This window comes from Microbulbifer sp. ARAS458-1 (genome assembly GCF_045348205.1).
Classification (GTDB): domain Bacteria; phylum Pseudomonadota; class Gammaproteobacteria; order Pseudomonadales; family Cellvibrionaceae; genus Microbulbifer.
Genome location: NZ_CP155838.1, coordinates 2,573,767 through 2,599,896, shown reverse-complemented (window position 1 = coordinate 2,599,896; position 26,130 = coordinate 2,573,767). Strand labels below are relative to the sequence as shown.

Below are 26,130 nucleotides of genomic sequence, written 5' to 3'. Positions count from 1 at the left end.
GACGCCCCCGCAACTGGTGGAACTGGCGTTGCCCGCATCCTATGACCGACTGGTTACAAATTTTGGCAGCCGATTCATGCCAAAGCGCCCATATCGTATAGGTTCCGGACTACGTAAACGCTAGGATGCGCCGCTCGTTTTACTCGGGGGGAGCTTTATGTCTATCGGCCAACAAATCTATTTCGCTATTGAACTTTTCGCGCCGGAGCTGGCCCATCGAGAGCGCTTCTGCCGACGCATGACCCGCGTGTTGACGGACTTCGGCAGCGCGCCCCTGGTTGCCCGTCAAATCGCCACCGTACTTGCCGACGCGTTGCCCAGCCAATGCGCGGACTACCATCTGGAAATGGCCCACCTCATCACCTTTCACCCGCCTTTGAGCGCCCTACTTGACACCGATCAGCAGGCTGCGAGAGCCATGCATTTTTATATGACCTACTTTCTCGATATCACTGCCCTGCCCTCTGGCCAGGAAATGCGCTACGCGGTGAACTGATCCGCGTAGCGAGCGAGTCAGCTTTCAAACTGAAAACCACGCACCTTTTCCTTGATCGCATCGTGTGCCGCTTCCTGCTCATGCAGCAGCTTGCGGCGCAACATGGCCGCTTCGAAACGCTGCTTTTCGACCACGGTTTTTGGCTTGAGAGGCGGCACCGGCGTAGGCTTGCCATTATCGTCCAGCGCCACCATGGTGAAGTAGCAGCTATTGGTATGACGGACAACGCGGGTCCGGATATCTTCAGTGACCACCTTGATACCGACTTCCAACGATGTATTGCCGGTGTAATTGACCGACGCGAGAAAGGTCACCAACTCTCCCACATTGATCGCCTGGCGAAACACCACCCGGTCAACCGACAAAGTGACAACATACTGCCCCGCATAGCGACTGGCGCAGGAATAGGCGACCTTATCCAGATACGAGAGCAGATCACCTCCGTGAATCTTGCCGGTAAAATTGGCCATATCCGGGGTCATCAATACGCTCATGCTCAGCTGGTGCTCGCGTGGCTCATCCATGGGCTTTCCTTATCTTTTTTTGGTTTTGTGGGTAGTGGTCAATAGGGTTTAAAAGAGGGCACTACGCTGAACTTGCCGCAGCCAGCGATTGCTCCAGCTGCCTGAACCTGCCTTGCAGTTCCGCCTTCTCTTGAAGAGCCGCCCGATTTTCCTGCCTCAGTGTTTCCACAGCATCTCGCAGTGCCAACACCTCGATTTCGAGCTTATCGACCAGCGACTGCCGCCATTCCACTTCACGAATGGATGCCGACAATTGCGCGTCCAGCGCGCCGGCCTGCACCAAGTGCTGCTCACACTCCGCGCTCTTCTGTTGGAGCTGCTGCTGCAGACTGAGCAGCGATCGCTCAGTCTCTGCGAGTTTCCCCCGCTGCACCTCGACATCGGCGATCAACAGCTGCCTTTCGGCTTCGAGCTCACGACAACGATTATGCGCCGATTCCAATTGCTGATTCAGCTGCGCAATGCTGCGCTCACGCTGCGCGCATTGTTCCCCCAGGCTCGCGACCTGATGGCGAAGCTGGTCCGCGACCAGACGCGCCTGATCCCGCTCCTGCTGCCGATCTTCTGCCATACGCTGCTGATAATGCTCAAAATGCTCGCGGATATCCCGATTTTCTGCCTTCAATTCTTCAACCGTCGCTTTCAGCTCCTCAGTGCGCTTCGCCCCCTCATCGCGCTGAAACTCACTCTTTTCCAGCTCGGAAAGCGCTGTTGAGAGGCGTCGGGACAGGCTGCGGCCCTCCCCCTCCGACACCTGCAACTTTTGCTCCAGTTGCTCCAGTTCAGCACTCCGTACCGACAGTGCACTTCGGGTCTGTGCAAGCTCCTGCTCAAGATTTCCCTGAATACGCTCCGACTCCTCGCGAATTTTTTCAACCTCGAGATCAGCCTGAGCCCGCACACGCCCGTACAACTCTTTTAGCGCATCTACCAGCTCTCGCGGCAGATCACCGGTGTCAATCACCTCACCCTGAACTTCGGTACGCCACCGCTTTAACAGCGGTGCGATGGTACTTTTACTGCCCGTTCCCAACTCCGCCCGCACCCGGTCTACGGTGGGCTCTTCGCCGCGCTGCTTGAGCGCTTCTGCCGCTTTGGCAATGTCGATATATCCCACGCCGGACCGCGCCATTTCGTTCTCTCCAGGTTTCGGAATTATTTCGTACCGCATTACATGTTACGTATTATTACATTATTCTCGAATCGATAATCAACCTTTGATAACCACACCATAACCGACGATAATTAAACTTATCATCGGTTTATTTTAATAAAGCCACGACTTCAACATAGCGCCGGTACAACGCTACCTTCGCGCAACATCCAGCGGTCAATAATGCTTAGCGACGACGAGCCCCTAGCCCAGGTGCACATAACTGAAAAGACCCCTGCCACACAGACAAGTACCACACCCGCGCGGCACCCTCAGCTGCGGGAATATCTGAATGCCGCGACATCGGAAAGTACACGACGTGCCTATCGATCTGCGATCCGCCAGTTCGAAAAATGGGGCGGGCGCCTTCCCGCCAACACCGATGCCCTGGTCCGCTACCTGCTGGAGCGCGCTGAAACCGTCAACCCCCGTACCCTGGATCTGCATCTGACCGCTATCGGGCAATGGCACCGCTACCAGGGCATCGCCAGCCCCACACTCGATCCGTTGATTCAGAAAACCATGCGCGGTATTCGCCGATTGCACGCACAACCAAAGAAGAAGGCCAAAGCCCTCCGCCCGGAACATATTGCCGCCCTCGCACGACATATCCGTAGCAGCCCGGAAAGCCATAAAAGCCGCCGGGACCTGGCGCTGGTGCTGATGGCCTATTTCGGAGCCTTTCGCCGTAGCGAGCTGGTTTCAATCCGGGTGGAAGATCTGAGGTGGGAAGAAGATGGCCTCATCGTATTTTTACCCCGGTCAAAAACGGACCAAACCGGAGAAGGTATGGAACGCGCACTCCCCTTTGGCACGCCGGATGTTTGCCCCCTGAGGGCGCTCAGACGCTGGCTGGAGCACGCACTTATTGAACGGGGCCCGGTTTTTCGCGCCGTTACACGTTGGGACCGGGTTCAGGAAAAGCCTCTGAATCCTGGGGCGGTGAATCACATCCTTAAACAGCTTGCGACCGCCTGCGGGTTCGACTTTGTCGATGCCCTGAGTAGTCACAGTTTCCGGCGCGGCATGTCGACTTCGGCGGCCCGGGCAAAGGTGGACTTTGAGCTGATCAAGAAACAGGGCGGCTGGAAGAGTGATGCGACGGTCTGGGAATATATTGAGGAGGGACAGCGGATGACAGACAACGCAGCCAGCACCCTCATGGAAAACCTGGCCGTGAAACTAGCGGAACTGGAACGCGAATCGGGGCCATGAGCCCCAAAACCAGAGCCATCCCCTGAGCCTTTCCCAGCAACAAGCATTGCGGCGTTTTCCTCCCATCGGCTACACTGCCGCCTGAAATTTCGCCCACCCCAAACCTGCACGCCATACTTAGGCTCTCGACCTGGCAATGATTGTTTCTGCCGGAGGAAGCCATGGCACTGGCGGCAAACCCTACCGATTACCGATTGACCGAGCCCTTCATGAACAGCGAATTCATTCGCCCTTTATTAGACAGCCAACTAGCCTGGAGCCTGGTGTTAATCGCCGGCATAATTCTGATCCGCTACCTGCTGACACACGCTTTTCGCAAAACCAGCTGGGCCCGTCAGGATATTCGCCGGCGGGTGCATATGGTGCACAATTTCGGCAATCTCATCATGGTGATCGGGCTGTTTGCGATCTGGGTGTCCGAATTGCGCAATTTTGCCCTGTCTATCGCCGCCTTTTCTGTGGCAATCGTAATTGCGCTGCGTGACGTGGTGCAGTGCCTGGTTGGAGGTATCTATCAGGCCGGCATGCGCTCCTTTACCATTGGCGACTGGGTCAAGATTGGCGAGCAATTTGGTGAGGTGATCGACAATAATTGGCTGAGCACAACCTTGCTGGAGATCGACCCGCACGGTCTGGGCAACGGCTACACAGGAACCACACTGTATGTACCAAACAGCGTGTTCTTTTCCCAACCGGTGAAAAACCTGAACTTTATGCGCCGATATATCGAGCACACATTTTCGATCGTGCGCGAAAGCAAAGGCGAGAACCCGTTTGCCATTAAAGCGTTTATTACCGAGCGTGTTCTGGAACACTGCGAGTCGTTCAAAGATGTAGCAGAACGCTACTGTAAACTGATTGAAAGTCGCATGGGGGTCGATCTCGCCGGTACCGAACCCAAGATTAAGATCACCACCAGCGAGCTCGGGCACGATGTACTCACCATCACCCTGTTCTGTCCCCGAGAAGACGCCACCGACATCGAGCAAAAAGTGACCGAAGATTTTTACCGCTTCTGGTACGGCCCCAAATCTGCGGTCACCGAGGCACCGGTCCTGCCTGTCTCCGGGAGCTAGCCCTCGCTGCCATCAGACCCGGAGCCCGAATCAGCGGATTGTTTATCGGTCCGCTGACCCGCGTCAGATTTAGCGTAGGCCTTTGCCAAATCACGCAGTGTGCCCATCTGCCGACCAAAATTCCGGCAACCGCGGCACATCATGAGATGTACCTTGAGACCCAACTTTTCCCGTGGACTCAGCTCCCGCTCCATGCGTTCAGATAGCAATCGCGTGGCCTGCTTACAGTTCATCATGATGCCGCCTCCCCACGATCGTTCGAGTCAAACCAGCCATTTTCCAGGCATTCTCGCAATCGCAGGCGCGCACGATACAGAATGACATGCAGATTGCTGGTCGAAAGTGACAACTGATCGCAGATCTCCTCCGACTCCAGCTCGATAAATTCACGCATCATAAATACCCTCGCCTGCTGCTCCGGTAGCCCATTCAGGCATGCATCGAACACCCGCCAGAAATGGTCACTGTGTACCCCTCCCTGGGGACCAGACCAATCGTGCGGGCGTTCAGCCTTGTGCCAGTGCCCGGCGTGATTGAACAGAATTTCGGAAAACTCCTGCTCCCGATGCTCGTCGTCCCTAAGCTCGCTGGTGGCGATGACTTTCTGCCGATAGCGCAGAAGATCGGTGATCTTGAACTTGAGAATAGAAAACACCCAGGTTCGCAACGCCGACTGGCGGCGAAAAGAGTCCGCGTTCTTGAGCGCACCCGCCAAAGCTTCCTGTACAGCATCCTCCGCCAGATGGTCATCCCGTAGCTGCAAGCGGGCGAATTTCAGCATCTGCTGACGCAGCTCGGTGACGAACTGCGGGTCTTGCAGCGCGGTTCCTACCGCGTCAGGCTCAGGGATATGGCCTGCGCTGTCGCGAATATCGGGCGTACTGTCGGTCATCGGTAATACTCGTAAGGGATGGCCATGGCGGGCACCACATGATTTAGTCGTATAATGCGCTACATTCTTACACTTCACCATCAGTGCGGCCAGGAGAGCAGTCGTGGCGAGTAGGCCTATACAGTACCGGATGATCAGCCGGGCGAGCGTCGCACTGGTTGCACTGTCGGCACTTCTGCGATGCTCTGCTACCCTGGCTGAAGAGATCACTCTCGCCGTTGCCTCTAATTTTTCCGCCCCCATGACCGAGATCGTAACGGCATTTGAGTCCACCTCCGAGCATAGGGTGCGCGTCGCCTTCGGCTCTTCCGGAAAACTGCTTGCCCAGATTCAGCACGGGGCACCATTTGAAGCCTTTTTTTCTGCAGACCAGGACAAAGTCTCCTATCTGATTAGCGCGGGATCCGCCGATCCCGCCAGCCGTATTACTTACGCGCGGGGCCGACTTATTCTGTGGACGGCAAATAGCACGCTCGCCGGCGGTGAGCGCCAGGCTCTCGAATCTGGCGCCTTTCGCCATCTCGCCATTGCCAACCCGAGGCTGGCCCCTTATGGCGCTGCAGCTATGGAGGTATTGCACGCTCTGAAACTCGAAGACGAGACCAGGGCGAAACGGGTTGTGGGTGAAAACATTGCGCAAACTTATCAATACGTCGCCAGTGGGAATGCGCAACTGGGATTTATCGCGCTGTCACAGGTATTTCTCAACGGTAATCTGACCGCGGGCTCTGGGTGGATCGTGCCCGATACTTTGCACCAGCCCATTCGTCAGGATGCGGTTATTCTGCAGCGTGACCGAGAACAGGGAAGGCGCACCGCAACGGACGCATTCTGGGCCTTTTTCCAGGGACAGCAGGCGCAGCGTATTATTGAACGCTACGGCTACCGGGTTGGGACCCCAACACAGACCCCGGTGGAGAAAGTAGATGCTGGGTGAATCCGATCTCACCGCAATCTGGCTGACGCTAAAGCTCGCCGGAACGGTGACCCTGCTTTTGTTGATCCTCGGCACTCCGCTGGCCTACTGGCTGGCAAACACCCAATCCCGCTGGAAGGGCCCGGTGAGCGCCGTGGTTACCCTGCCGCTGGTATTGCCGCCGACGGTGCTGGGATTTTATCTGCTCATTTTTATGGGCCCCGCAGGCCCCATGGGGAAACTTACCGAGTCCCTCGGGCTCGGCACGCTGCCATTTACCTTCGCCGGTCTGGTTTTTGCTTCACTGCTCTACTCCATGCCCTTTGTCGTCCAGCCTATTCAGAATGCGATTGAAGCCCAGGGCCGCAGGCACGCGGAAGTCGCGGCTACGTTGCGCGCTGGCCCCTGGGACCGCTTCTGGCATATCACACTGCCACTGGCGAAACCCGGTATCGTTACGGCAACGGTGCTGGGCTTTGCGCATACCGTGGGCGAGTTCGGCGTTATTTTGATGATCGGTGGCAATATCCCCGGCGAAACCCGCGTGGTTTCTGTGCAGATTTACGATCATGTCGAAGCGCTGGAGTATGCCCGTGCGCATTGGCTCTCTGCGGCGATGCTCGTATTTTCATTTACCGTACTGTTGGCCCTGTACACTCTGCAGCGTCGCCACGCAGCATTGAGGTGGCGGTATGGCCCATAACAAGCGCCCCCCACAAAATGTGATCGCCGGACGTTTCTTACTGCCGCTACGGGACAGCACGGGCGGCGAGCCGTTTACACTCGACGTTGATTTCGAAATACCCGGCCATGGGGTTACCGGTATCTTCGGGCCATCGGGCTCAGGAAAAACCACGCTTCTGCGCTGTATCGCCGGCCTGCAGCCCTGTGAAAATGCCAGTCTTTTGGTGAACGGCACCTGCTGGCAGTCACCGGATAGCCGCGACAGCAGGCTTGCGGTTCACCGGCGTCCACTGGGATATGTATTTCAGCAACCCAGCCTCTTCCCACACCTCACCGCCGAAGGCAATCTGTCATTCGCCCGCAAGCGTGCCGCGCAGACGGTCACCGACCAAGAATTCGATGAAATCGTGGCACTGATGGGGATAGCACCATTACTTTCCCAACGACCAGATGCCCTGTCTGGCGGTGAGCAGCAACGGGTTGCCATTGCCCGCGCACTACTGGTAAAACCCGAGCTTCTGCTGATGGATGAGCCGCTTGCGGCACTGGATCAGGCCCGCAAGCGGGAAATTTTGCCTTACCTGGAAAAGCTGCATCGCTCCCTCGACATACCCATTCTCTATGTCAGTCACTCCATCGAGGAAATTGCCCGTCTTGCCGACCACTTACTGCTTCTGGAGAACGGCCGAATCCAGTGCGCGGGTGCGGCCACCGAATTGCTGTCGCGCACGGATTTCCCGGTGCAGGTAGGCGATGACCTGGGGGTATTGCTGGGTGCAGAAGTCATGGACCGAAACCCTGAGTGGAATTTGATGCGCGCAAGATTTGGAGGCGGCGAGCTGTGGCTACGAGACAGTGGTGAGTCCGTTGGTGAGCAGCTTCGCGTTCGAATCCTCGCGCGGGATGTAAGCCTGACCCTGGAGGAAGATCAGCAATCCAGCATCCTGAACCGGCTACCAATGTGTGTGGATGAAGTATCCGCAGATTCAGACCCGGCGATGGTGTTGGTGCGACTGCGCCCCCGCAACATAACGGGCAGTGAAAAGCATTCCTGTGTTATTGCGCGGATTACCCGGCGATCATCTCACCTGCTTGAACTTGAAAAAGGCACTGCCGTGTGGGCCCAGATCAAATCTGTGGCGATCGTACGTTGAGCAAGACGTAACTGCCGAACACAAAAAAGGCCGGGCTGCTTTCGCGATGCCCGGCCAAAGGTTTACAGACTTAACATCGGTCTACGCGGGTTCTGAGCGTCGCTCGGCGCGCTCCGCTTCGATCCCGAGCTTACCGACAAAATTTTCGCCTTCGGTGCTCGCCACCGTTTTGCCGAACAACTTCTGTACCACAACAAAAAATAGCGGGATAAAGAATATACCCAGCAGTGTGCCCACAATCATGCCACCGAGCACGCCGGTACCGATGGCCTGCTGCGCACCCGAGCCCGCGCCGGACGCAATTGCCAACGGCAACACACCAAGACCAAAGGCCAGCGAGGTCATAATGATCGGGCGCAGACGGTCGCGTACCGCCGCCATTGTGGCTTCAATCAGCTCCATACCGGCTTCCAGGTTCTGCTTGGCAAATTCCACGATCAAAATAGCGTTTTTACTGGTAAGCCCCACGGTCGTGAGCATCGCCACCTGAAAATAGATATCGCGTTCGAAACCGCGCAGGTTACTGGCGACGATCGCACCGAGAATACCCAATGGCGCCACCAGCAGCACGGCGGTGGGCACCGTCCAGCTTTCGTAGAGTGCCGCCAGGCACAGGAATACGATCAATACCGACAGCGCGTACAACAACGTGGTCTGCGACCCGGCCTGCTGCTCCTGATAAGACAGTGCGGTCCATTCAAGGCCGAAGCCTTCCGGCAACTGGCTGACCAGACGCTCCATCTCTGCCATGGCGTCACCGGAGCTCACCCCAGGTGCACCCTGCCCCTGAATCTGCACAGCGGGCACGCCGTTATAGCGTTCAAGACGCGGCGAACCGTAATCCCAGTCAAACGTCGCGAAGGAAGACACCGGGACCATCTCACCGTTACTGTTGCGCACTGACCATAGACGGAAGTCTTCCGGGTTCATACGGAACGGCGCATCGGCCTGTATGTACACGCGCTTGATCCGGCCGCGATCGATAAAATCATCGATATATTGGCCACCCCAGGCAACCCCAAGGGTGTTGTTGATATCACCAATGGACACGCCGAGCGACGCCGCTTTGGCATTGTTAACCTTCAACTTGAATTGGGGCGTATCTTCCTGACCATTCGGGCGCACACCGGCCAGCAGAGGACTCTGGGCAGCCATACCCAGCAGCTGGTTGCGGGCATTGATCAGCGCCTCATGCCCCTGGTTCGCGTTATCCTTCAGATACATGGCGAAGCCGGCCGAGGTGCCCAATTCCGGCAAAGCGGGTGGAGAGAACGCATAGGCAATGGCGTCCTTGATCTGACTCAGGGCACCCATACCGCGCATGGCGACGGCACCAGCCTGCTCCGATTCCTCCTCACGCTCGTCCCAGTCCTTCAGTTTGATAAACGCCATGGCGTTATTCTGGCCACTTCCGGCAAAGCTGAAGCCCTGCACCGAGAAAACAGATTCAACCAGATCGGACTCATTATCGAGAAAATGGTTTTCCAATTTCTCAACCGATTCCATAGTGCGTTCCTGGGTCGCGCCCACCGGTGTCTGTACCAGTGAGAAAAGCACACCCTGGTCTTCTTCCGGCAGGAAGGAACTCGGCGAGCGAACAAACAGAAACACCATCAACGCGCTCAGTAGTGCGAAGATCACCATGAAGCGCCCACTGCGAGCAAGAATGCCCCGCACACCGCGCTGATAGGATGCCGCGCTGCGATCGAAGTTGCGGTTAAACCAGCCGAAGAAGCCCTTTTTGGTACCGTGGTCACCGGGCTTCAACATGGTGGCGCAGAGCGCTGGGGTAAGTACGATGGCGACGATGACCGAGAAGGTCATGGCGGCGACAATCGTGGCAGAGAACTGGCGATAAATAATACCCGTCGAGCCATCCATAAACGCCATGGGTACGAATACCGCGGACAACACAACACCAATGCCGATCAGAGCACCGGTAATCTGTTTCATGGATTTCTTGGTGGCTTCCTTCGCCGACAGCTTTTCTTCGTGCATCACACGTTCGACGTTTTCCACCACCACGATGGCGTCATCGACCAGCAGGCCGATCGCCAGCACCATCGCAAACATGGTGAGCATATTCACCGAGAAACCGAGTACCGACAGAACGCCAAAAGTACCCAGCAGCACGACGGGAACCGCGATCGTGGGAATAATGGTAGCGCGCAGGTTCTGCAGGAACAGCAACATCACCAGGAACACCAGAATAACCGCCTCAACCAGTGTCTGGATAACACCCTTGATAGACACCTCAACAAACGGCGTGGTGTCGAAAGGAATAACCGTCTTCAGGCCCGTGGGGAAATTCGGCTCCAGTTCTGCCAGCTTTTGCTTTACCGCTTCGGCTGTTTCCAGCGCATTGGCACCGGTCGCCAGGGAGATGGCCACACCGGTAGCGGGCGCGCGGTTGTAGCGGGTCAGGAAGTCGTAGCTTTCGGTACCCATTTCAACCCGCGCGACATCCCCCAGGCGCAATACCGATCCATCGGAGTTTGCCCGCAACACGACATTGCGAAACTCTTCCGGTGTCTGCATGCGGCTTTGCGCGGTGATACTTGCGGTGAGTTGCTGCCCCTCTACTGCCGGTGTCCCACCCAGGCTACCAATCGCAACTTGCGAGTTCTGGTTTTGTACCGAGGCGATGATGTCCGTAGGTGTCAGTTTATAAGCATCCAACTTGTTCGGGTCCAGCCAGATGCGCATGGCGTATTTGGACCCAAACACCTGAATGCTGCCCACACCAGGCACCCGGCTGAGGGGGTCTACCAGATTGGATACCACATAATCGGCGATATCCTCTTTCTTCATACTGCCGTCAGTGGACACGAAACCCGCCACCATCAGGAAGCCCGCCCGGCCCTTGCCGACGGTGAGCCCCTGCCGCTGTACGATTTCCGGCAACAGCGGCATCGCCAGCTGCAGCTTGTTCTGAACCTGTACCTGGGCAATATCTGGGTCGGTACCATTGGCAAACGTCAGAGTCACTTCCGCAGTACCAATAGACTGACTGGTAGCCGACATGTACAGAAGGCCATCAAGGCCTTTCATGTTCTGCTCGATTACCTGAGTCACCGAGTCTTCGATGACTTTCGCCGAGGCACCGGGATAGGCACCAGTAATGGAGACCACCGGTGGCGCAATATCCGGGTATCGCTCTACCGGCAATTTACTGATCGCGAGACTGCCAAACAGCATCACGACGATGGCGATCACCCAGGCAAAAATCGGGCGATCGATAAAGAAACCTGCCATTTCAATTACCCCTTGCTGGCGTCGTTCTGCGGCTTACCTGCAGTTTCATTTTTGGGCGCCGGCAGATCCACCGGTGCGGGGGCTGCCGCCTCTCCCGGATTTACCACCACCCCCGGGCGGATTTTCTGCAGACCTTCGACGATCACCCGATCACCGGCCTTCAAACCACTCTCCACCAACCAGTTGCTGCCAACGGTCTGGGAAACCTGAACCGGACGCACTTCCACAGTGTTGCCTTCGCCGACCACCATGGCAGTGGTATTACCCTTCGGATCCCGCGCAATACCCTGCTGTGGAACCAGTACCGCGTTGTCGCGCTGACCACTACCTACCGATGCGCGCACGTACATGCCGGGCAACAGCAGGTTATCCGGGTTCGGCACCACTACCCGCAGGCGCACGCTGCCGGTGCTCGGGTCCACACTCACTTCAGAGAATGCGAGTTTTCCAGCGTGGGGATAGGGACTGCCGTCTTCCAGCAGAATGGTTACGGGCAGGTCGTCGGTTTCCTGCATACTGCCCGTGGCCAGTGCCTTGCGTAGATTCAGCAATTCGCTGACCGACTGGGTGAGATCCACATAAATCGGGTCCAGCTGCTGGATTGTTGCCAACGGTGCCGCCTGATTGGTTGTCACCAGTGCGCCCTGAGTCACTGAGGAAATCCCGATGCGGCCGCTTATCGGTGCACTGATACGGGCAAAATCCAGCATCACCTTGGCGCGCTGAACCGCGGCTTTCGCCGATGCGACATCTGCTCTCGCCTGTTGCAGTGCAGCAATGGCGGAGTCGTTGTCCTGCTTGCTCACTGCACCGGTCTTTACCAGTTCTTGGGTGCGATCTGCCTGCAGCTTCGAGACACTCAGTGTGGCCTGGGCACGCTCCAGAGAGGCTTTGGCACTGTCATAATCCGCCTGGTAGCGGGCATCATCCAGCTGATACAGAGCACTGCCGGCTTCCACCAGCCCTCCTTCCTTGAACAGCTGATCCTTGACGATGCCATCCACCTGGGGACGAACTTCCGCCACCTTGAAGGCACTGGTGCGACCGGGAAGCTGTCGGGTCAATGTGACTGGCTGCGTATCCAGCGTGACGACGGTGACCTGCGGCGTGTGTCCCTGCATGGCGGGCTGTTTTTCTCCGCAGGCTGCTAGCAGCGCTACGGCAAGCAACAGACTGCCGGAGATCAACGACTTCTTTTTGTGCAACATGACGACCTCTTGATTGCGTCCATACCGGTGCCACATGGCACCACCGCGATTGATAACAGGAAAAACGGCGCCCCTCAGGCGAACCTGAGCGGCGGTCGTAGAAGAGCGTGACGGGGTGACTGAAAGACCCGCTCAGTGTATTGGCCCCATAGGGGCAAGTATGAAAAACCCTTGCCGGACTGACCTGACTTTCAGCGACAGTCCGGCAACTGAGGCGATTTAAATACATTCATGAATGAATATCAACTATTTATTCATTCATGAATGTAAAGTAAGATCGGCCATCTTAGCGATGCGCCAGAACCCCGTCGCGCAGTACCTTTCATCAGGATTCGATATGGCCAAACGAAGCAAAGAAGACGCCCTGGAAACCCGCGAAAAGATTCTGGATGCAGCGGTGGTAGTCTTCGACCGCAGGGGCGTTTCTCGCCCCTCCCTAACCGAGATCGCCGAACTCGCGGGCGTTACCCGCGGCGCAGTCTATGGCCACTTCCAGAACAAGGCGGACCTGTTCAGCGCCCTCGCCGACCGCATTCAGCTGCCGGACGAGTCCCTGTGTCAGGCGCCCCATCAATCCTGCGATCCGCTGGGGGAACTGAGGAACCGCTGCCTGTTCATGTACCGGGAGGTTATGTCGAACGAGCAATGGCACCGCATATTCGCCATCATTCTGCTGCGCTGCGAATGGGTCCCGGAAAATGGTGAGATTCACCAGCGCTGCAGCGAGGGTCACGCAGAAGGCACCGAGCGCTTGCGCACCCTGATCCAGGGGGCGGTGACTGTGGGGCAACTGCCCTCAGACCTGGATGTGGAGGTCGCGGTTCCGCTGGTACATGCCGGAATTATCGGTTTACTGCAGGAGTGGTTGATGAAGCCGGAGGCATTCAACATTGCCGAAGTCGGTGCCCGTCATGTAGAAGCGATGCTGGAAATGCTGAAAAATTCCGCCCACCTGAGGAAGAATCCCGCTGCGGCACCCTCAGAGTTGGCAGAAGCAAAGGTTGAATCTGAGTAATTTTTCACCATGCCAACGCGGCTGGCGGGAAATTCCTCCCTCCCATTGCCTTGAGCCAGGAACCTTTCGCCTCGTTCAAGAAGCATTTCATGCCTTTCGGAGCTTTCAGCCTTTATACTTGTCCTAAGCTATAAGTCGCCACTGCTCCGGAAGCCCCCTTTCGGGAAAATGACAGTGGGACGCCTTGAAGTAGGACGTATAAAGAGACTCCTTATGCTTAGCAATCGAATAGCCGCGCTGATTTCCGGCCTTTCCCTCTCTCTCCTGGTAATGACTTCACCGGCCGCCCTGGCCGCTGACACCGAAGAGCTCAAACCCCACGAAGACCAGGGTGGAACCGCCCGCGAGATTGTCAGCAAGCTCGAGATGCTGCATTACAACAAACTGAAAGTCGGTGATGAGATGTCTGCCGGCCTGTGGGACGAATACATTGACAGCCTCGACCCCACCCGAAGCTACTTCCTGTCCTCAGACATCGATGAATTCCGCCAGTGGCGCACCAAGCTCGACGACGATTTACGCGCGGGCAACGTGGACCGCGGTTTTGATATCTACAACCGCTACCGCCTGCGCATATCAGACCGCCTGAACAATATCGTGTCGCAGCTGGAAAATGGCTTGCCCGAATTCGACTTTACCAAGGATGAATCCCTGGAGCTCGACCGGGAAAAAAGCGAGTGGCCCCAGTCCATCAGTGCAGCAGACGACCTATGGCGCAAGCGTCTCAAGAGCAGCGTGCTGAATCTGCGTCTCACCGACAAAAGCGATGATGAAATCGCCGATTTGCTCAAGCGCCGCTACAAAGGCCAGCTGAAGCGCCTCAGCCAACAGAACAGCGACGACGTGTTCGAGCTCTACATGAACTCGCTCACCCGTTTATACGACCCCCACAGCAATTACCTGTCTCCCCGCTCCCTGGAGAACTTCAATATGAGCATGTCCCTCTCGCTGGAGGGTATCGGTGCCGTATTACAGATGGAAGATGAGTACACCAAGGTCGCACGCCTGGTCGCCGGCGGTCCGGCTGACCGCACCGGTAAAATCAAGCCGAACGACAAGATCGTCGCCGTCGGCCAGGATCAGAATGGTGAAATGGTCGATGTTGTGGGCTGGCGCCTGGACGATGTGGTGGACCTGATTCGTGGCTCCGCAGGTACCTATGTACGCCTCGAAACCATCCCCACAGGCGGCGACGGCAGCCACCGCACCATCACGATCAAACGCAGCAAGGTGAAACTGGAAGACCAGGCAGCCAAGAAAGCGATTTTCGAGTTTTCCGACGGTGAGCAGAATTACAAGGTAGGGGTCATTAACCTGCCCACATTCTATATCGACTTTGAAGCCTACCGTCGCCGCGATCCGAACTACAAAAGTACCACTCGTGATGTAGCACGCCTGCTGGACGAACTGCAGAAGGAAGGCGTGGACGGTGTCATTCTGGACCTGCGTAACAACGGCGGCGGCTCACTACAGGAAGCCACCATGCTCACCGACCTGTTCATTGATCAGGGTCCGGTTGTACAGATTCGCCACGCTAATGAGCAGATTTCCCGCCATAACCGCTCGCGCTCACGCGCCATGTACCGCGGCCCACTCGTGGTTTTGATCAATCGTCTCTCGGCTTCCGCTTCGGAAATTTTTGCCGGTGCGATCCAGGACTACAACCGCGGTCTGGTGGTAGGAAACCAGTCTTTCGGTAAAGGCACCGTGCAGACCATGGCGCCCCTGAAAGAAGGTCAGCTGAAAATCACGCAGTCGAAGTTCTACCGGGTCTCTGGCGACAGCACTCAGCACGCTGGCGTAATGCCCGATATCGCCATGCCACAGCTGATTGACAGCGAACAGGTGGGTGAAAGTGCCTACGATACCGCCCTGCCCTGGGATCGTATCCACGCTGTGCGTCACGCCAAGTACTTTAATCTGAAAGACATGGTACCGGCGCTCTCGAAAAAACACGAAAAGCGCACCGCGGCCGACCCCGACTTCGTCTTCCTGCGCAAACAGTTCGAATATCAATCCGAGCGTGCCGATCGCAAAACGGTATCCCTCAATGAGCAAGCGCGCATTCAAGAGCGGGAGAACCTGAATCAGGAAATTCTCGCCATGGAAAACGAGCGCCGCAAAGCGAAGGGACTGGAGCCCTACGAAAGCTTTGAAGCCTACGAGAAGAGTGAGTCAGACGACACTGCGCCAGTAGGTGGCCCTACTGAAATCACCCTGGAAGATGATCCGGTACTGAATGAAGCCGGCTACATCATGGCCGATTTTATCGGCCTGAAGAAACACGCGAACTCGCCGCAAGTAGCCAACTTCGACTGAGTCGGGTTCGCCCCAACCAAAGTGGCCTGAGACCGCTGTAAGAAAGGTGGCCAGGCTGAGAAAAACATTACCAAGCCCGCGGCTCATATCGAGCCGCGGGCTTTGGCTTTTTGACCGCTTAATAAAACTGATCGGGGGAGGGAAAAGTGAAAGTTGTATCCTTTAACGTAAACAGTATCCGTGCACGCCTGCACCAGATGGAAGCACTGGTAAAAACCCAGTCACCGGACATCATCGGCCTGCAAGAAACCAAGGTTACCGACGAGGATTTTCCGGAAGATGTGATTCGCGACCTCGGCTACGAGGTGATTTACTTCGGCCAGAAAACCCATTACGGCGTTGCCCTTCTCTCCCGTTATCCATTTATCAAAAAGCAATACGGTTTCCCCACCGACACCGATGACGCGCAACGCCGCCTGGTGGCTGGCCAGTTTGATATCGGTGCAGAGCAACCGCTCACGGTTATCAACGGGTACTTCCCCCAGGGCGAAAATCGTGAGCATCCGGTTAAATTCCCGGCCAAGCGCAAGTATTACGCGGACCTGGATGCCTATCTGAACAAAAGTTGCGACAACCAGGCGCCGGTACTGGTGATCGGCGACATGAATATCTCGCCGACCGACCTGGATATCGGCATTGGTGAGCCCAATCGCAAACGTTGGTTACGTGACGGCAAATGCAGCTTCCTGCCGGAGGAGCGGGAATGGCTGGAGAAGATTCACAACTGGGGGCTGGTAGACACCTTCCGCGCGCAGAATCCGGAGACCAATGACCTGTTCAGCTGGTTCGACTATCGCAGCCGAGGGTTTGACCGCGAACCCCGCCGCGGACTGCGTATCGACCTGATTCTGGCGACGCGGATGCTTGCCGAGCGCTGCGTTAATACCGGTATCGACTACGATATTCGCGGTATGGAACGCCCCTCCGATCACGCACCAGTTTGGGCGGAATTTGATATCTGACCAAACGGACACAAGTGCGCACCAGCCTGCCTGGTGCGCCTTACCTCCCCCTCCAGCAGCATCCCCGCGCCCTCCTCCCAGCACGTTCATTCCAGCGGGTAGATTCAGGCATTAATATATGCCTTTGCATATATATGCTATTTCGAATATCCTACCTGCAATCCGCATAGAAGCCCCCCCCAGGGGCCTGGAGTACCCGATGAACCCGGTATCCGTTTTTAAATGTCTGGCCGATGACACTCGGCTGCGCAGCCTTTTGCTGATCGCCAGTGAGGGAGAGCTGTGCGTCTGTGAGTTGATGTGCGCACTGAACCAGAGCCAGCCCAAGATCTCTCGCCACCTGGCACAGCTCCGCAACTGCGAATTGCTGCGGGATGAACGTCGCGGCCAGTGGGTGTATTACCGTCTGGCGCCGGATCTTCCGCGCTGGGTAACGGAGGTTCTACAGCAGACGCTAAGCGGGAACACCGGCTTTATCCAACCTAACCAACAGGCATTGAACGAAATGCAGGACCGTCCCAGTGGTGCAAACAACTGCTGCTGACCGGTCAAACGAGTGTCCACGATTTTAATCTGACTGCGAAAGTCACCGCACTGAATATCCACTGACCTTCTCTACTAAGAGTACAACCGATGAAAATTCTCTATATCTGCACCCACAATCGCTGCCGCAGCATTCTGAGCGAAGCGGTTACCAATCACCTCGGCCAGGGTCGCATCGAAGCCCGTAGCGCGGGCAGCCAGCCCAGTGGTGAGGTACACCCACTTTCCCTCAAATACCTCGCCGAGCAGGGTATTTCGACAGATGGCCTGAAAAGTCAGTCCTGGGACGAATTTGAAAGCTGGGTTCCAGACCTTGTAGTAACGGTATGCGACAGCGCTGCCGGTGAAGCCTGCCCGATCTGGCTGGGGGAATCGACCAAGGTCCATTGGGGGCTGGAAGATCCGTCAAAGCTTGAGGGCAGCGAAGAAGAGCTGGCACAGGCATTCAATCAGACGATCGATATTATCCAGAAACGGGTAGAAAGAATGCTCGAGCAGAACCTGGACAAAAAGTATGGCTCAGAACTTCGTGACGCCGCCCAGGCATTGATTCAAGGCGAAGAGTGAGCAACTGGCAGTAACCATCAGGAGAGCAGAAAATGGGAATTTTTGAACGCTACCTGTCCCTATGGGTTGGATTGTGCATTCTCGCCGGCCTTATTCTGGGAAACATGGCCCCGGGGTTGTTCCAGCAAATCGCGGGCATGGAAATCGCACACGTCAATCTACCTGTGGCAGTGTTTATCTGGGTCATGATCTACCCGATGATGGTGCAGGTGGACTTCTCATCCATCAAACATGTGGGTGATAAACCCAAGGGCCTTGCCCTTACCCTGGTCATCAACTGGTTGATCAAACCGTTTACTATGGCCGCGCTTGGCTGGCTGTTCTTTCGCGTCCTATTTGCCGATCTCGTCGATCCGCAAACCGCATCGGAATACATTGCCGGCATGATTCTGCTGGGTGTCGCACCCTGCACCGCCATGGTATTCGTTTGGAGCCAGCTCACTCGTGGCGATGCGAATTACACCCTGGTGCAGGTTTCCGTCAACGACGTAATCATGATTTTCGCATTTGCACCGATCGCCGCACTGCTGCTTGGTGTCAGTGATATCACCGTACCCTGGGACACACTGATTCTGTCCGTGGTGCTGTATGTGCTACTACCGTTGATCGCCGGAATACTCACTCGCCGCGCCCTGGACAAGGCGAATGATCACAGCCGACTCAACAATTTTCTGCAGCGGGTAAAACCTATCTCCGTGGCCGGATTGCTCGCCACCGTCGTTCTCCTGTTCGGCTTTCAGGCCGAAACCATTATCGATAATCCGCTAGCCATTCTGCTGATTGCCATTCCACTGCTCATCCAGACCTATGGCATTTTTGCCATCAGCTACGCTGCCGCGCATAAAATGAAGCTGCCCCATAACATCGCCGCGCCCGCGTGTATGATCGGTACATCAAACTTTTTTGAACTGGCCGTGGCCGTAGCCATCTCGCTATTTGGCCTACACTCCGGCGCAGCACTCGCAACCGTTGTTGGGGTACTGGTAGAAGTGCCGGTCATGCTGTCTCTGGTAGCAATTGCCAACCGCACCCGGCACTGGTTCGACGGGAATGCCGATGTTCCTGCAGCGACAAAAGTGGGAGAGGAAGTATGACCAAGCCAATACAGGATATGCCCAATGTGGTAACTGAGTGCTTTCAGGATACCGACAAAAGTCAACTAACCGCGCCGATTGAAGAGTCGGCGCCAAAGATATTGCTGCTCTACGGTTCACTCCGAGAGCGCTCTTTCTCCCGGCTTGCCGCGGAGGAAGCAGCACGAATCCTCAATCGCCTGGGCGCAGAGACCCGTATGTTCAACCCTTCCGGGTTGCCGCTGCCGGATGATACGGATGCTGACCACCCCAAGGTGCAGGAGCTGCGCGAGCTCGCCAGTTGGTGCGACGGGATGGTGTGGTCATCGCCAGAGCGGCACGGTGCCATGACCGGAATCATGAAAGCCCAGATTGACTGGATTCCACTGGCCATGCAAGGCGTGAGACCCACCCAGGGAAAAACTCTCGCCGTGATGCAGGTGTGTGGAGGCTCTCAGTCTTTTAACGCGGTCAATCAAATGCGCATCCTCGGCCGCTGGATGCGTATGGTCACCATCCCCAATCAGTCATCGGTGGCCAAAGCCTGGATGGAATTTGATGACAACGACCGTATGAAACCTTCCTCGTATTACGACCGTATAGTGGACGTAATGGAAGAGCTGATGAAGTTTACCTACCTGCTAAAAGACAAGCGGGACTACTTTACCGATCGCTACTCCGAGCGGAAGGAAACCAGCGAAGAGTTTCGCAAGCGGATCGATCAGCGGTCCATGTAAGCGCAAGCCATCTGCATTGTGGCGCAGCGCGCGGCACCGACCTCAGGCCCTGTTGCGTATGGAAGCGCACAGGGCGACACCCTCGGAACTCTACCCTTCACGAATTACACTCTCCAACGGCTCAAAATGATCCTGATCTGCCGCCCTGCCCTGCATGGCCAGCGCCTACCTCAACATCGGACATAGCTCGGACATCATTGCACTTTTATTTCCAGGTAATTTGCTCCACCAATTGCGCCGATAGATAGAGAGTATCTGTCACCCGTTTGCGACAATTCGGAAATATTTTCTTCACTCCACTGCAAGACTTCTCCACAACAATGGGCGCGCCGAATGTTCGGCCGGCTGCATTGCAGGCCGCGACTTTTATGAACGAGATACACATACAGGCCCACGGGAAAAATGCCGAGGATACGGTGCGCCCGTACGGCAATCAGAAGTACACATTAGGAGAGTTCCATGATCAGTTCCGTAAAACGCAACGCCTTTCCCGTTGCGCTACTATCCGCAGCGGTAATCTCCGCACTGGGAATCGCACCGACCGCCAGCGCGCAACAGACGACTTCGGCCATTCGTGGCGTAGTTACCAGCGATGGGGGGAAACCCGTCGAAAATGCCAAGCTCACCATCATTCACCAGCCCTCCAATACCCAGAGCGTTATTGAAAGTGGCAATGCTGGCCGCTTCAATGCATCCGGCCTGCGTGTAGGTGGTCCTTATACCGTGCGCGTTGAGTCCGATTTTGGTGATGAGACGGTTAACGGCATTTATCTTTCCCTGGGCAATCCCTTAGTCCTCCCCATCGACCTCGATAGCGATGACGTGGAAGTGAATGAACTTGAAGAGGTTGTAGTGACGGCAGAGGCGCTGCTGTCGAAGAACCGCGGTTCCAGCAGTGTTTTCGGTGAAGACCAGATTTCCTCCGCTGCAACCTTCAATCGCGATCTCAAGGAAGTCATCCGGGCCAACCCACTGGCGGTGGTCAGCCCCGATGGCACCGAGCTGAGCATCGCGGGCTCCAACCCGAAATACAACGCGTTCACCATCGACAGCGTGGGTATCAACGATACTTTCGGCCTGCAGTCCAACGGTTACCCGACCAACCGCCCACCAATCTCCCTGGATGCGGTTGAGCAAATCTCCGTGGATTTCGCACCATTCGATGCCCGTATCGGCAAGTTTGGCGGCGGTAACATTAACGCTGTGACCAAATCCGGTACCAACGAATATCACGGCAGCATCTATGTCGAAAATACGCCGTGGACTGGCACTGCCAAGGACGACCGACTGCCCACCGATGGCTCGGTGACCGAGATCGATATCGAGAACGAAGAAGAGACTTACGGTGCAACCTTCAGCGGCGCGCTGGTCCAGGACAAACTGTTTTTCTTCTCTTCCTATGAGAAGTGGGAAGAAGAAGTCGCGTTTGATTACGACCTGAACACCCTCGCCAATCACGATGTCACCCCAGCGGAGCGCGACCGTGCCCTGGCGATTCTTCAGGATGTATACGGCCTGGGTGACACCGCCGGATCTGCGCCAGCCCCCGACAGTGATGAAAAGGTTCTGGTAAAACTGGACTGGAATATCGCCGATAACCAGCGCGCCGACTTCACCTACAGCACCCAGGAAACCCGCTCTGCGCGCAACTATACCGACGACAGCGACATCCTGAACCTGGGCTCCAACCTGTGGACCATGGCCCAGGACACCACCTACTACACCGCGCACCTGTTCTCGGACTGGAGCGATGTATTCAGCACCGAGGTGAACCTGTCCTACAAGGACTATGAGCAGGCTTCCCTGACCAGCTCCAGCTGGGGGGAAATCAACATCCGGACCGAAGACGGTTACATTGTCGCCGGTGCAGACGAAAACCGTCACGCCAACGTGCTGGCCAATGAAGTATGGAACTTCGGCGTACACGGCACCTACCTGGCCGGGGACGTTCAGTATCGCTTCGGTGCAGAACTGGAGGACACCTGGAACTACAACCTCTACGGCCGCGATGCACGGGGCACCTGGACCTTTGACGACCTCGACGCGTTTGAAAACCGCGAAGTCGCCAGCCTCGAGTACAGCAACGCCTACACCAACAACATCAATGATATTGCCTACGATGTAAATGGCACCACCTACTCCCTTTACGGTGAAGCCACCTTCGAGCCATTCGCCGGATTTGAGCTTGTGGCCGGCCTGCGCTACGAAACCCTGAGTATCGACAGCGCCCCCAACCAGAACGATAATTTTGTGGAAACCTATGGTTTCAGCAACACTGAAAACCTGGATGGACGCGACATCTTCCTGCCGCGCATCGGCTTTAACTGGGCGGTTCAGGATGACCTGACCCTGCGCGGTGGCGTCGGACGCTTCAGCGGCGGCATGCCGCTGGTGTGGGTATCCAATGCCTACACCAACGACGGCACCACCAAGGATTCTTACTACAGCACCGATGTTGACCCTTCCGACGTCGATTTCACCGGTGTCCCTCAGGCGGCGTTGGACGCCCTGGAACCCGGTGCCGGCAGCACCAACACCATCGATCCAGACTTCGAGCTTCCTTCCGACTGGCGCTACCAGCTGGCTGCGGACTATGTGTTTGCAATTCCGGGCGTGGGTGATGACTTCAGCTGGAGCACCGAAGTCATGTACGTCGATCGTGAAAATGCGGTGTACTGGCGCGACCTGTCGCGGGTCGATAACGGCAAGCGTATCGGCGACCGCATTATCTGGGACAGCATCTATGATGGCACCGAGTTCGAAGGCAACTACGACCTGGAGCTGACCAACGTCGACAATGGTGGCCGCAGTATCATTTGGTCCACCGCCCTGGACAAAGCCTTTGACAACGGCCTCTCCTTCAACCTGTCCTACACCAATCAGGACATTACCGAAGTGAATCCGGGTACCAGCTCCACGGCGGAATCCAACTTCCAGTACGAAGTGACCGAAAACCGCAACCAGCCCTTGGAAGGCACTGCCTACTACGAAATCGAGCATCGCTTCGTTCTGAATCTGGGCTACCGCGCCGAGTTCATCCAGGGCTACGCCACCAACTTCAACCTGTTCATGGAGCGCCGCTCTGGTCGTCCGTTCTCCTGGACCCTGGACTCCTACCGCGATGCACACTTCGGCGATCAGGCCAGTTTCGACGACTCCGATGTGTACCTGGCCTATATCCCGTCCGGCGCGGATGACCCCAACGTGGACTTTGAGAATGGTCTGAGCTACGCGGAAATCATGGAAATGGCCCGTGCCGCCGGTGTCGATGGTTATGCCGGTGGGTTTGTAGACAAATACTCCGACAACATGCCCTGGGTAACCACCATGGATCTGGCAATCAGCCAGGAAGTCCCAGGCTTTATGCCGGAGCACCGCGGCCTGGTGTACCTGACCATCGATAACTTTGCCAATCTGCTGAATGACGATTGGGGTAAGGTATACGATCTGGAGTTCCCGCAGAACAAACTGTTCGATTTCGAAGTCAATGAAGACGGGCAGTACGTTTACGACGAACCGTTCGGCGGATTTGATTCGCGCAACTACAGCCGTTTCGAGGCCGCTGAGTCTACCTGGCGTGTGAAGCTGGGCCTGAAATACAACTTCTGATCCAGCCCCTGCAGAGCCGGAAAGTTACGGCTCCGCAAAACAAAAAATGGCCTGTCAATGACAGGCCATTTTTTTAACTGCTTCGCGATGAGCTTATTCGCCGAGCCAACGTTCCAGTGTCTCCGCCAGACTGTCTTTACTCAGCGGCTTGGTAAGGAAATCGTCCATTCCCGCTGCCAGACAACGTCCCTCAAACTGCTCTTCCGTGGTACTGGTCAATGCAACAATCGGCAAGCGATCGTCGGTGGAATATTCGCTTTCCCACAACCGCAGCTGCTCGATAATCTCCGCGCTGTGACCAGTGTTCTGCTGGCAATCCACCAGTAACAGGTCAAAGTTGTTCTCCGGTAGCAACAGCAGTGCCTCTTCGACGGACGGAACCACCTGCACCTGATACCCCAATGCCTGCACCATTTCCTCGGTCACCCCCTGGTGCTGTCGAGACTCCTCGATCAGTAACAGGTTGTTTTTGCGGGGCACTGCAGATTGTTGGCTGACCACCCGCCGGCTGGCTTTTTTCTGACCACCGAACAATCGCAGTACCAACGCATCGTGAAACTCTTTGCGCGTCACCGGACGGGCCAGATATTGCGCCTCAGGGTCTGCCGCAGCCAGCGGTGAAAACTCCAGCTTGTGCCCATAACCTCCCAGACACAACAGGGGGAATTTGGTACCTTCCGCCTTATTTGAAGTAATCACCTGGGTTACGCCACTCAACATCTGCACATCCCCAGCCGCCGGTGCCAATACCACCAGCTGCCCGCGCTCCATAAACTGCAGCAGCTCATCCATGGGCGCGGTACTGCCGTCATCCCAGACTTCGCAGGACACCTCCATGCCAAACGACTTCAGTTGTTGCACGATACCACCCACGAACAGGCCGCGCTGATGCAGTAGCAGAATCTCGGTATCCTGGAGACGCCGGTCTGGCTGCAGGTAAATACGCTGGTTCGGCTCGATTTCGAATTTGATCACCGCCTGGTAACGATTGCCCTCGTCAGATGAGTGCAGCTGCAGGTAACCCCCCATGGCCTCCGCCAGGCCCTTGGCGATATTCAGCCCGAGTCCAGTGGTCACCTGGGTGGTGTCCATACGGGAGAATGCACCGAACAGTTCCGACTCGTCCGGCAGGATTTCACCGCGACCGTTGTCCACCAGCTTGAGGGTCAACTGTCCTTCCTCGGTCCCCACCTGCTCAAACAGGACTTCCCCCCACAGCTCACCGCTTTCGGCGATTACCGTCGCGGAGTCAACCAGGTTGCGAATCAGCTGTGCGGTCTTGCGGTTGTCGCCGGTCACCATGACCGGCAGCTCATCACTGATCTGAAAATTGAACTCGAGGCGCTGACGCTGGGCAGCGCGCGCGGCGAACTTGAAGGCTTTCTCTATGGTTCGGACAAGATTGAACGGCGCGCGTCGCAGGTGAATGTCTTTGCGGGCCACTCGGGTAAACATACCGACATTATCAACCAGCTTTAGCTGTTGATTGCAGGCGTTCTTGGCCAGTCGCACCCACTCCCGTTGCCGCTCGGAAAGACGATCCCCCTCCAGCAAAGCCAGGGCTCCCAAAGAGTCTGACAGCTGACTGCGAAATTCCTGCCCGACATTGGCGAGAAATTCATTAGTCACCTCTACCGCGGCCTCGGAATGCTTACGCGCGGCGGCGAGGTTGCTCGCTTTCTGCTGCAATGCCTGCATGGCTGCCACGCGATCCCAGTAATTCTCCGACTCGCGCCTAGCCTGGTGCGCCATCAGCCACACAAAGGCCAGCGTTAACGCGCCATAAATAGCCCCGAGAATATCCGCAGTCATAAACCCCTGAAGGGCCGCGGGTACCAATGAGCCGGCCAGAAACCAGGTCAAAAAACGGTGATAGGGGGAAAACACCGAGGCCACACTGGCGCAGAACACCACTGTATAAAGCCAGAGGAATTGGGTGGCCGGTGAGAAGCCGAGAAGGAATACATGGCTCAGCAGGATAACGCCCCACCACATAGCACCGAGTGTTGAGGCCAGGAAATAGCGATGGCGCCAGCGTTTGGGGCCCGTGGCGTAAATATTATCGAAGCGAAAAACGTAATAGGCACGGAACAGCGTGACCAGTACCAATACGATCGCCAGGGAAAGTACCAATTTGGGCGCGATGGTTCTCAGCTCACCAATGGCGACGGCAATAGCAAACGCCACCATGGTGAACAGCATTCCACGGCGACTGTACTTGGCTATCCGGGTATCCGTATTGCGGCATACACGGCGATCTTTCTGGACTTTGAGTTCCGGGTGATCAAATAACGGCATAGCGATTTCCGGCGAACGCTCCCTGTGACGGAAATGTCGAGGCGTTGCAATGGCCTGTTACTGGCCGAGGCCCATGACTTCGACCAATACGGTTTTTACGAGGAAGCCCAGCAAGCCTAGCCCAAGTGCGGTGAAGAGAATAAAGGTGCCAAAGCGCCCGGCCTTGGACTCCTTCGCCAGATTCCAGACGATAAACACCATAAACAGAATCAGGCCCCCGATACCTACAATCAGGGAGTACTCTTCAAACAGCTCGAAGCTCATGACACCTCTTCCACGCGTAATTCCCAGTCGCGGCCGGGTTACCACTTATCCCGGCGTGTTACCGGCGAAAAATTGGCGCGTATTGTATAGGAGGTCGCAACGCTTAACCATGTACCTTTCGGGCAGATCGAACGCGGGCCCCAAGAGCGGATACCCCGTTTTCAGGGTGC

Annotated in this window: 22 protein-coding genes; 14 read left to right on the top strand and 8 right to left on the bottom strand. The window is 56.4% G+C overall.

Annotated elements, in window-relative coordinates; all coding sequences use genetic code 11:
- Positions 1-157: 157 nt before the first annotated feature.
- Positions 158-496: a hypothetical protein gene (locus tag AAFH99_RS10700; RefSeq protein ID WP_231757319.1), complete on the top strand. Its 339-nt coding sequence runs from the start codon at positions 158-160 to the stop codon at positions 494-496.
- A 17-nt stretch (positions 497-513) separates the two neighbouring features.
- On the opposite strand, the gene AAFH99_RS10695 is transcribed toward AAFH99_RS10700, so the two are convergent.
- Together AAFH99_RS10695 and AAFH99_RS10690 are read right to left on the bottom strand one after the other, a co-directional pair.
- On the bottom strand, positions 514-1,020 hold the full coding sequence (locus AAFH99_RS10695; protein WP_043316320.1) for an acyl-CoA thioesterase: 507 nt from the start codon (positions 1,018-1,020) through the stop codon (positions 514-516).
- Positions 1,021-1,081: 61 nt separating this feature from the next.
- On the bottom strand, positions 1,082-2,152 hold the full coding sequence (locus AAFH99_RS10690; RefSeq protein ID WP_043316322.1) for a DNA-binding protein: 1,071 nt from the start codon (positions 2,150-2,152) through the stop codon (positions 1,082-1,084).
- A gap of 204 nt (positions 2,153-2,356) precedes the next feature.
- Here AAFH99_RS10690 and AAFH99_RS10685 point away from each other — a divergent pair, with 204 nt between their 5' ends.
- Together AAFH99_RS10685 and AAFH99_RS10680 are read left to right on the top strand one after the other, a co-directional pair.
- Positions 2,357-3,388: a site-specific integrase gene (locus tag AAFH99_RS10685; protein WP_081847899.1), complete on the top strand. Its 1,032-nt coding sequence runs from the start codon at positions 2,357-2,359 to the stop codon at positions 3,386-3,388.
- Positions 3,389-3,549: 161 nt separating this feature from the next.
- On the top strand, positions 3,550-4,464 hold the full coding sequence (locus AAFH99_RS10680; RefSeq protein ID WP_231491500.1) for a mechanosensitive ion channel family protein: 915 nt from the start codon (positions 3,550-3,552) through the stop codon (positions 4,462-4,464).
- Here AAFH99_RS10680 and AAFH99_RS10675 read toward each other — a convergent pair.
- Positions 4,461-4,658 (bottom strand): zf-HC2 domain-containing protein, encoded by a 198-nt coding sequence (locus AAFH99_RS10675; protein ID WP_406829176.1) that lies wholly within the window; start codon positions 4,656-4,658, stop codon positions 4,461-4,463. The genes AAFH99_RS10680 and AAFH99_RS10675 overlap by 4 nt on opposite strands.
- A gap of 38 nt (positions 4,659-4,696) precedes the next feature.
- Positions 4,697-5,356, bottom strand: a complete 660-nt coding sequence (locus AAFH99_RS10670) for an RNA polymerase factor sigma-70 (protein WP_406827711.1) — start codon at positions 5,354-5,356, stop codon at positions 4,697-4,699.
- Between the two features lie 103 nt (positions 5,357-5,459).
- Between AAFH99_RS10670 and modA the strand changes: the two genes are divergently transcribed.
- From modA to modC, 3 genes are read left to right on the top strand one after another with little or no spacing between them, the layout of a single operon-like run.
- On the top strand, positions 5,460-6,293 hold the full coding sequence (modA, locus tag AAFH99_RS10665; RefSeq protein ID WP_231491502.1) for a molybdate ABC transporter substrate-binding protein: 834 nt from the start codon (positions 5,460-5,462) through the stop codon (positions 6,291-6,293).
- Positions 6,283-6,975, top strand: a complete 693-nt coding sequence (modB, locus tag AAFH99_RS10660; protein WP_043316330.1) for a molybdate ABC transporter permease subunit — start codon at positions 6,283-6,285, stop codon at positions 6,973-6,975. The genes modA and modB overlap by 11 nt, the downstream gene beginning before the upstream one ends.
- Positions 6,965-8,110: a molybdenum ABC transporter ATP-binding protein gene (gene modC / locus AAFH99_RS10655; RefSeq protein ID WP_081847900.1), complete on the top strand. Its 1,146-nt coding sequence runs from the start codon at positions 6,965-6,967 to the stop codon at positions 8,108-8,110. Before modB ends, modC begins: the two co-directional genes overlap by 11 nt.
- Before the next feature lie 81 nt (positions 8,111-8,191).
- On the opposite strand, the gene AAFH99_RS10650 is transcribed toward modC, so the two are convergent.
- Together AAFH99_RS10650 and AAFH99_RS10645 are read right to left on the bottom strand one after the other, a co-directional pair.
- Positions 8,192-11,365, bottom strand: coding sequence for an efflux RND transporter permease subunit (locus AAFH99_RS10650; RefSeq protein WP_043316332.1), 3,174 nt, complete (start codon positions 11,363-11,365; stop codon positions 8,192-8,194).
- 5 nt (positions 11,366-11,370) lie between these two features.
- Positions 11,371-12,573, bottom strand: coding sequence for an efflux RND transporter periplasmic adaptor subunit (locus tag AAFH99_RS10645; protein ID WP_406827710.1), 1,203 nt, complete (start codon positions 12,571-12,573; stop codon positions 11,371-11,373).
- Positions 12,574-12,910: 337 nt separating this feature from the next.
- Between AAFH99_RS10645 and AAFH99_RS10640 the strand changes: the two genes are divergently transcribed.
- The 8 genes from AAFH99_RS10640 (at position 12,911) to AAFH99_RS10605 (ending at position 23,398) form a co-directional block, all read left to right on the top strand.
- On the top strand, positions 12,911-13,588 hold the full coding sequence (locus AAFH99_RS10640) for a TetR family transcriptional regulator (RefSeq protein ID WP_051686895.1): 678 nt from the start codon (positions 12,911-12,913) through the stop codon (positions 13,586-13,588).
- A 213-nt stretch (positions 13,589-13,801) separates the two neighbouring features.
- A complete protein-coding gene (locus AAFH99_RS10635) occupies positions 13,802-15,907 on the top strand; it encodes a carboxy terminal-processing peptidase (protein WP_051686896.1) in 2,106 nt (701 codons plus the stop codon).
- 146 nt (positions 15,908-16,053) lie between these two features.
- Complete coding sequence (xthA, locus tag AAFH99_RS10630) at positions 16,054-16,869, top strand: exodeoxyribonuclease III (RefSeq protein ID WP_406827709.1); 816 nt, start codon at positions 16,054-16,056, stop codon at positions 16,867-16,869.
- A 199-nt stretch (positions 16,870-17,068) separates the two neighbouring features.
- Positions 17,069-17,413 carry a metalloregulator ArsR/SmtB family transcription factor gene (locus AAFH99_RS10625; RefSeq protein WP_406827708.1) on the top strand — a complete coding sequence of 115 codons (345 nt, stop codon included), beginning with the start codon at positions 17,069-17,071 and terminating at the stop codon, positions 17,411-17,413.
- An 89-nt stretch (positions 17,414-17,502) separates the two neighbouring features.
- Positions 17,503-17,979 (top strand): arsenate reductase ArsC, encoded by a 477-nt coding sequence (locus AAFH99_RS10620; RefSeq protein WP_043316336.1) that lies wholly within the window; start codon positions 17,503-17,505, stop codon positions 17,977-17,979.
- Positions 17,980-18,011: 32 nt separating this feature from the next.
- On the top strand, positions 18,012-19,073 hold the full coding sequence (gene arsB, locus AAFH99_RS10615; RefSeq protein ID WP_051686897.1) for an ACR3 family arsenite efflux transporter: 1,062 nt from the start codon (positions 18,012-18,014) through the stop codon (positions 19,071-19,073).
- Complete coding sequence (gene arsH / locus AAFH99_RS10610) at positions 19,070-19,789, top strand: arsenical resistance protein ArsH (protein WP_406827707.1); 720 nt, start codon at positions 19,070-19,072, stop codon at positions 19,787-19,789. The genes arsB and arsH overlap by 4 nt, the downstream gene beginning before the upstream one ends.
- A gap of 459 nt (positions 19,790-20,248) precedes the next feature.
- Positions 20,249-23,398 (top strand): TonB-dependent receptor domain-containing protein, encoded by a 3,150-nt coding sequence (locus tag AAFH99_RS10605; RefSeq protein WP_406827706.1) that lies wholly within the window; start codon positions 20,249-20,251, stop codon positions 23,396-23,398.
- A gap of 93 nt (positions 23,399-23,491) precedes the next feature.
- Here AAFH99_RS10605 and AAFH99_RS10600 read toward each other — a convergent pair whose 3' ends face one another.
- A complete protein-coding gene (locus AAFH99_RS10600) occupies positions 23,492-25,696 on the bottom strand; it encodes a response regulator (protein WP_043316340.1) in 2,205 nt (734 codons plus the stop codon).
- A gap of 57 nt (positions 25,697-25,753) precedes the next feature.
- Positions 25,754-25,960, bottom strand: coding sequence for a DUF2788 domain-containing protein (locus AAFH99_RS10595; protein WP_043316341.1), 207 nt, complete (start codon positions 25,958-25,960; stop codon positions 25,754-25,756).
- Positions 25,961-26,130 lie beyond the last annotated feature (170 nt).

Bases quoted from the DNA above. Each gene is read 5' to 3' on its own strand.
- AAFH99_RS10700 (WP_231757319.1), top strand. From the start codon at position 158: ATGTCTATCGGCCAACAAATCTATTTCGCTATTGAACTTTTCGCGCCG.
- AAFH99_RS10695 (WP_043316320.1), bottom strand. From the start codon at position 1,020: ATGGATGAGCCACGCGAGCACCAGCTGAGCATGAGCGTATTGATGACC.
- AAFH99_RS10690 (WP_043316322.1), bottom strand. From the start codon at position 2,152: ATGGCGCGGTCCGGCGTGGGATATATCGACATTGCCAAAGCGGCAGAA.
- AAFH99_RS10685 (WP_081847899.1), top strand. From the start codon at position 2,357: ATGCTTAGCGACGACGAGCCCCTAGCCCAGGTGCACATAACTGAAAAG.
- AAFH99_RS10680 (WP_231491500.1), top strand. From the start codon at position 3,550: ATGGCACTGGCGGCAAACCCTACCGATTACCGATTGACCGAGCCCTTC.
- AAFH99_RS10675 (WP_406829176.1), bottom strand. From the start codon at position 4,658: ATGGAGCGGGAGCTGAGTCCACGGGAAAAGTTGGGTCTCAAGGTACAT.
- AAFH99_RS10670 (WP_406827711.1), bottom strand. From the start codon at position 5,356: ATGACCGACAGTACGCCCGATATTCGCGACAGCGCAGGCCATATCCCT.
- modB (WP_043316330.1), top strand. From the start codon at position 6,283: ATGCTGGGTGAATCCGATCTCACCGCAATCTGGCTGACGCTAAAGCTC.
- modC (WP_081847900.1), top strand. From the start codon at position 6,965: ATGGCCCATAACAAGCGCCCCCCACAAAATGTGATCGCCGGACGTTTC.
- AAFH99_RS10650 (WP_043316332.1), bottom strand. From the start codon at position 11,365: ATGGCAGGTTTCTTTATCGATCGCCCGATTTTTGCCTGGGTGATCGCC.
- AAFH99_RS10645 (WP_406827710.1), bottom strand. From the start codon at position 12,573: ATGTTGCACAAAAAGAAGTCGTTGATCTCCGGCAGTCTGTTGCTTGCC.
- AAFH99_RS10640 (WP_051686895.1), top strand. From the start codon at position 12,911: ATGGCCAAACGAAGCAAAGAAGACGCCCTGGAAACCCGCGAAAAGATT.
- AAFH99_RS10635 (WP_051686896.1), top strand. From the start codon at position 13,802: ATGCTTAGCAATCGAATAGCCGCGCTGATTTCCGGCCTTTCCCTCTCT.
- AAFH99_RS10625 (WP_406827708.1), top strand. From the start codon at position 17,069: ATGAACCCGGTATCCGTTTTTAAATGTCTGGCCGATGACACTCGGCTG.
- AAFH99_RS10620 (WP_043316336.1), top strand. From the start codon at position 17,503: ATGAAAATTCTCTATATCTGCACCCACAATCGCTGCCGCAGCATTCTG.
- arsB (WP_051686897.1), top strand. From the start codon at position 18,012: ATGGGAATTTTTGAACGCTACCTGTCCCTATGGGTTGGATTGTGCATT.
- arsH (WP_406827707.1), top strand. From the start codon at position 19,070: ATGACCAAGCCAATACAGGATATGCCCAATGTGGTAACTGAGTGCTTT.
- AAFH99_RS10605 (WP_406827706.1), top strand. From the start codon at position 20,249: ATGATCAGTTCCGTAAAACGCAACGCCTTTCCCGTTGCGCTACTATCC.
- AAFH99_RS10600 (WP_043316340.1), bottom strand. From the start codon at position 25,696: ATGCCGTTATTTGATCACCCGGAACTCAAAGTCCAGAAAGATCGCCGT.
- AAFH99_RS10595 (WP_043316341.1), bottom strand. From the start codon at position 25,960: ATGAGCTTCGAGCTGTTTGAAGAGTACTCCCTGATTGTAGGTATCGGG.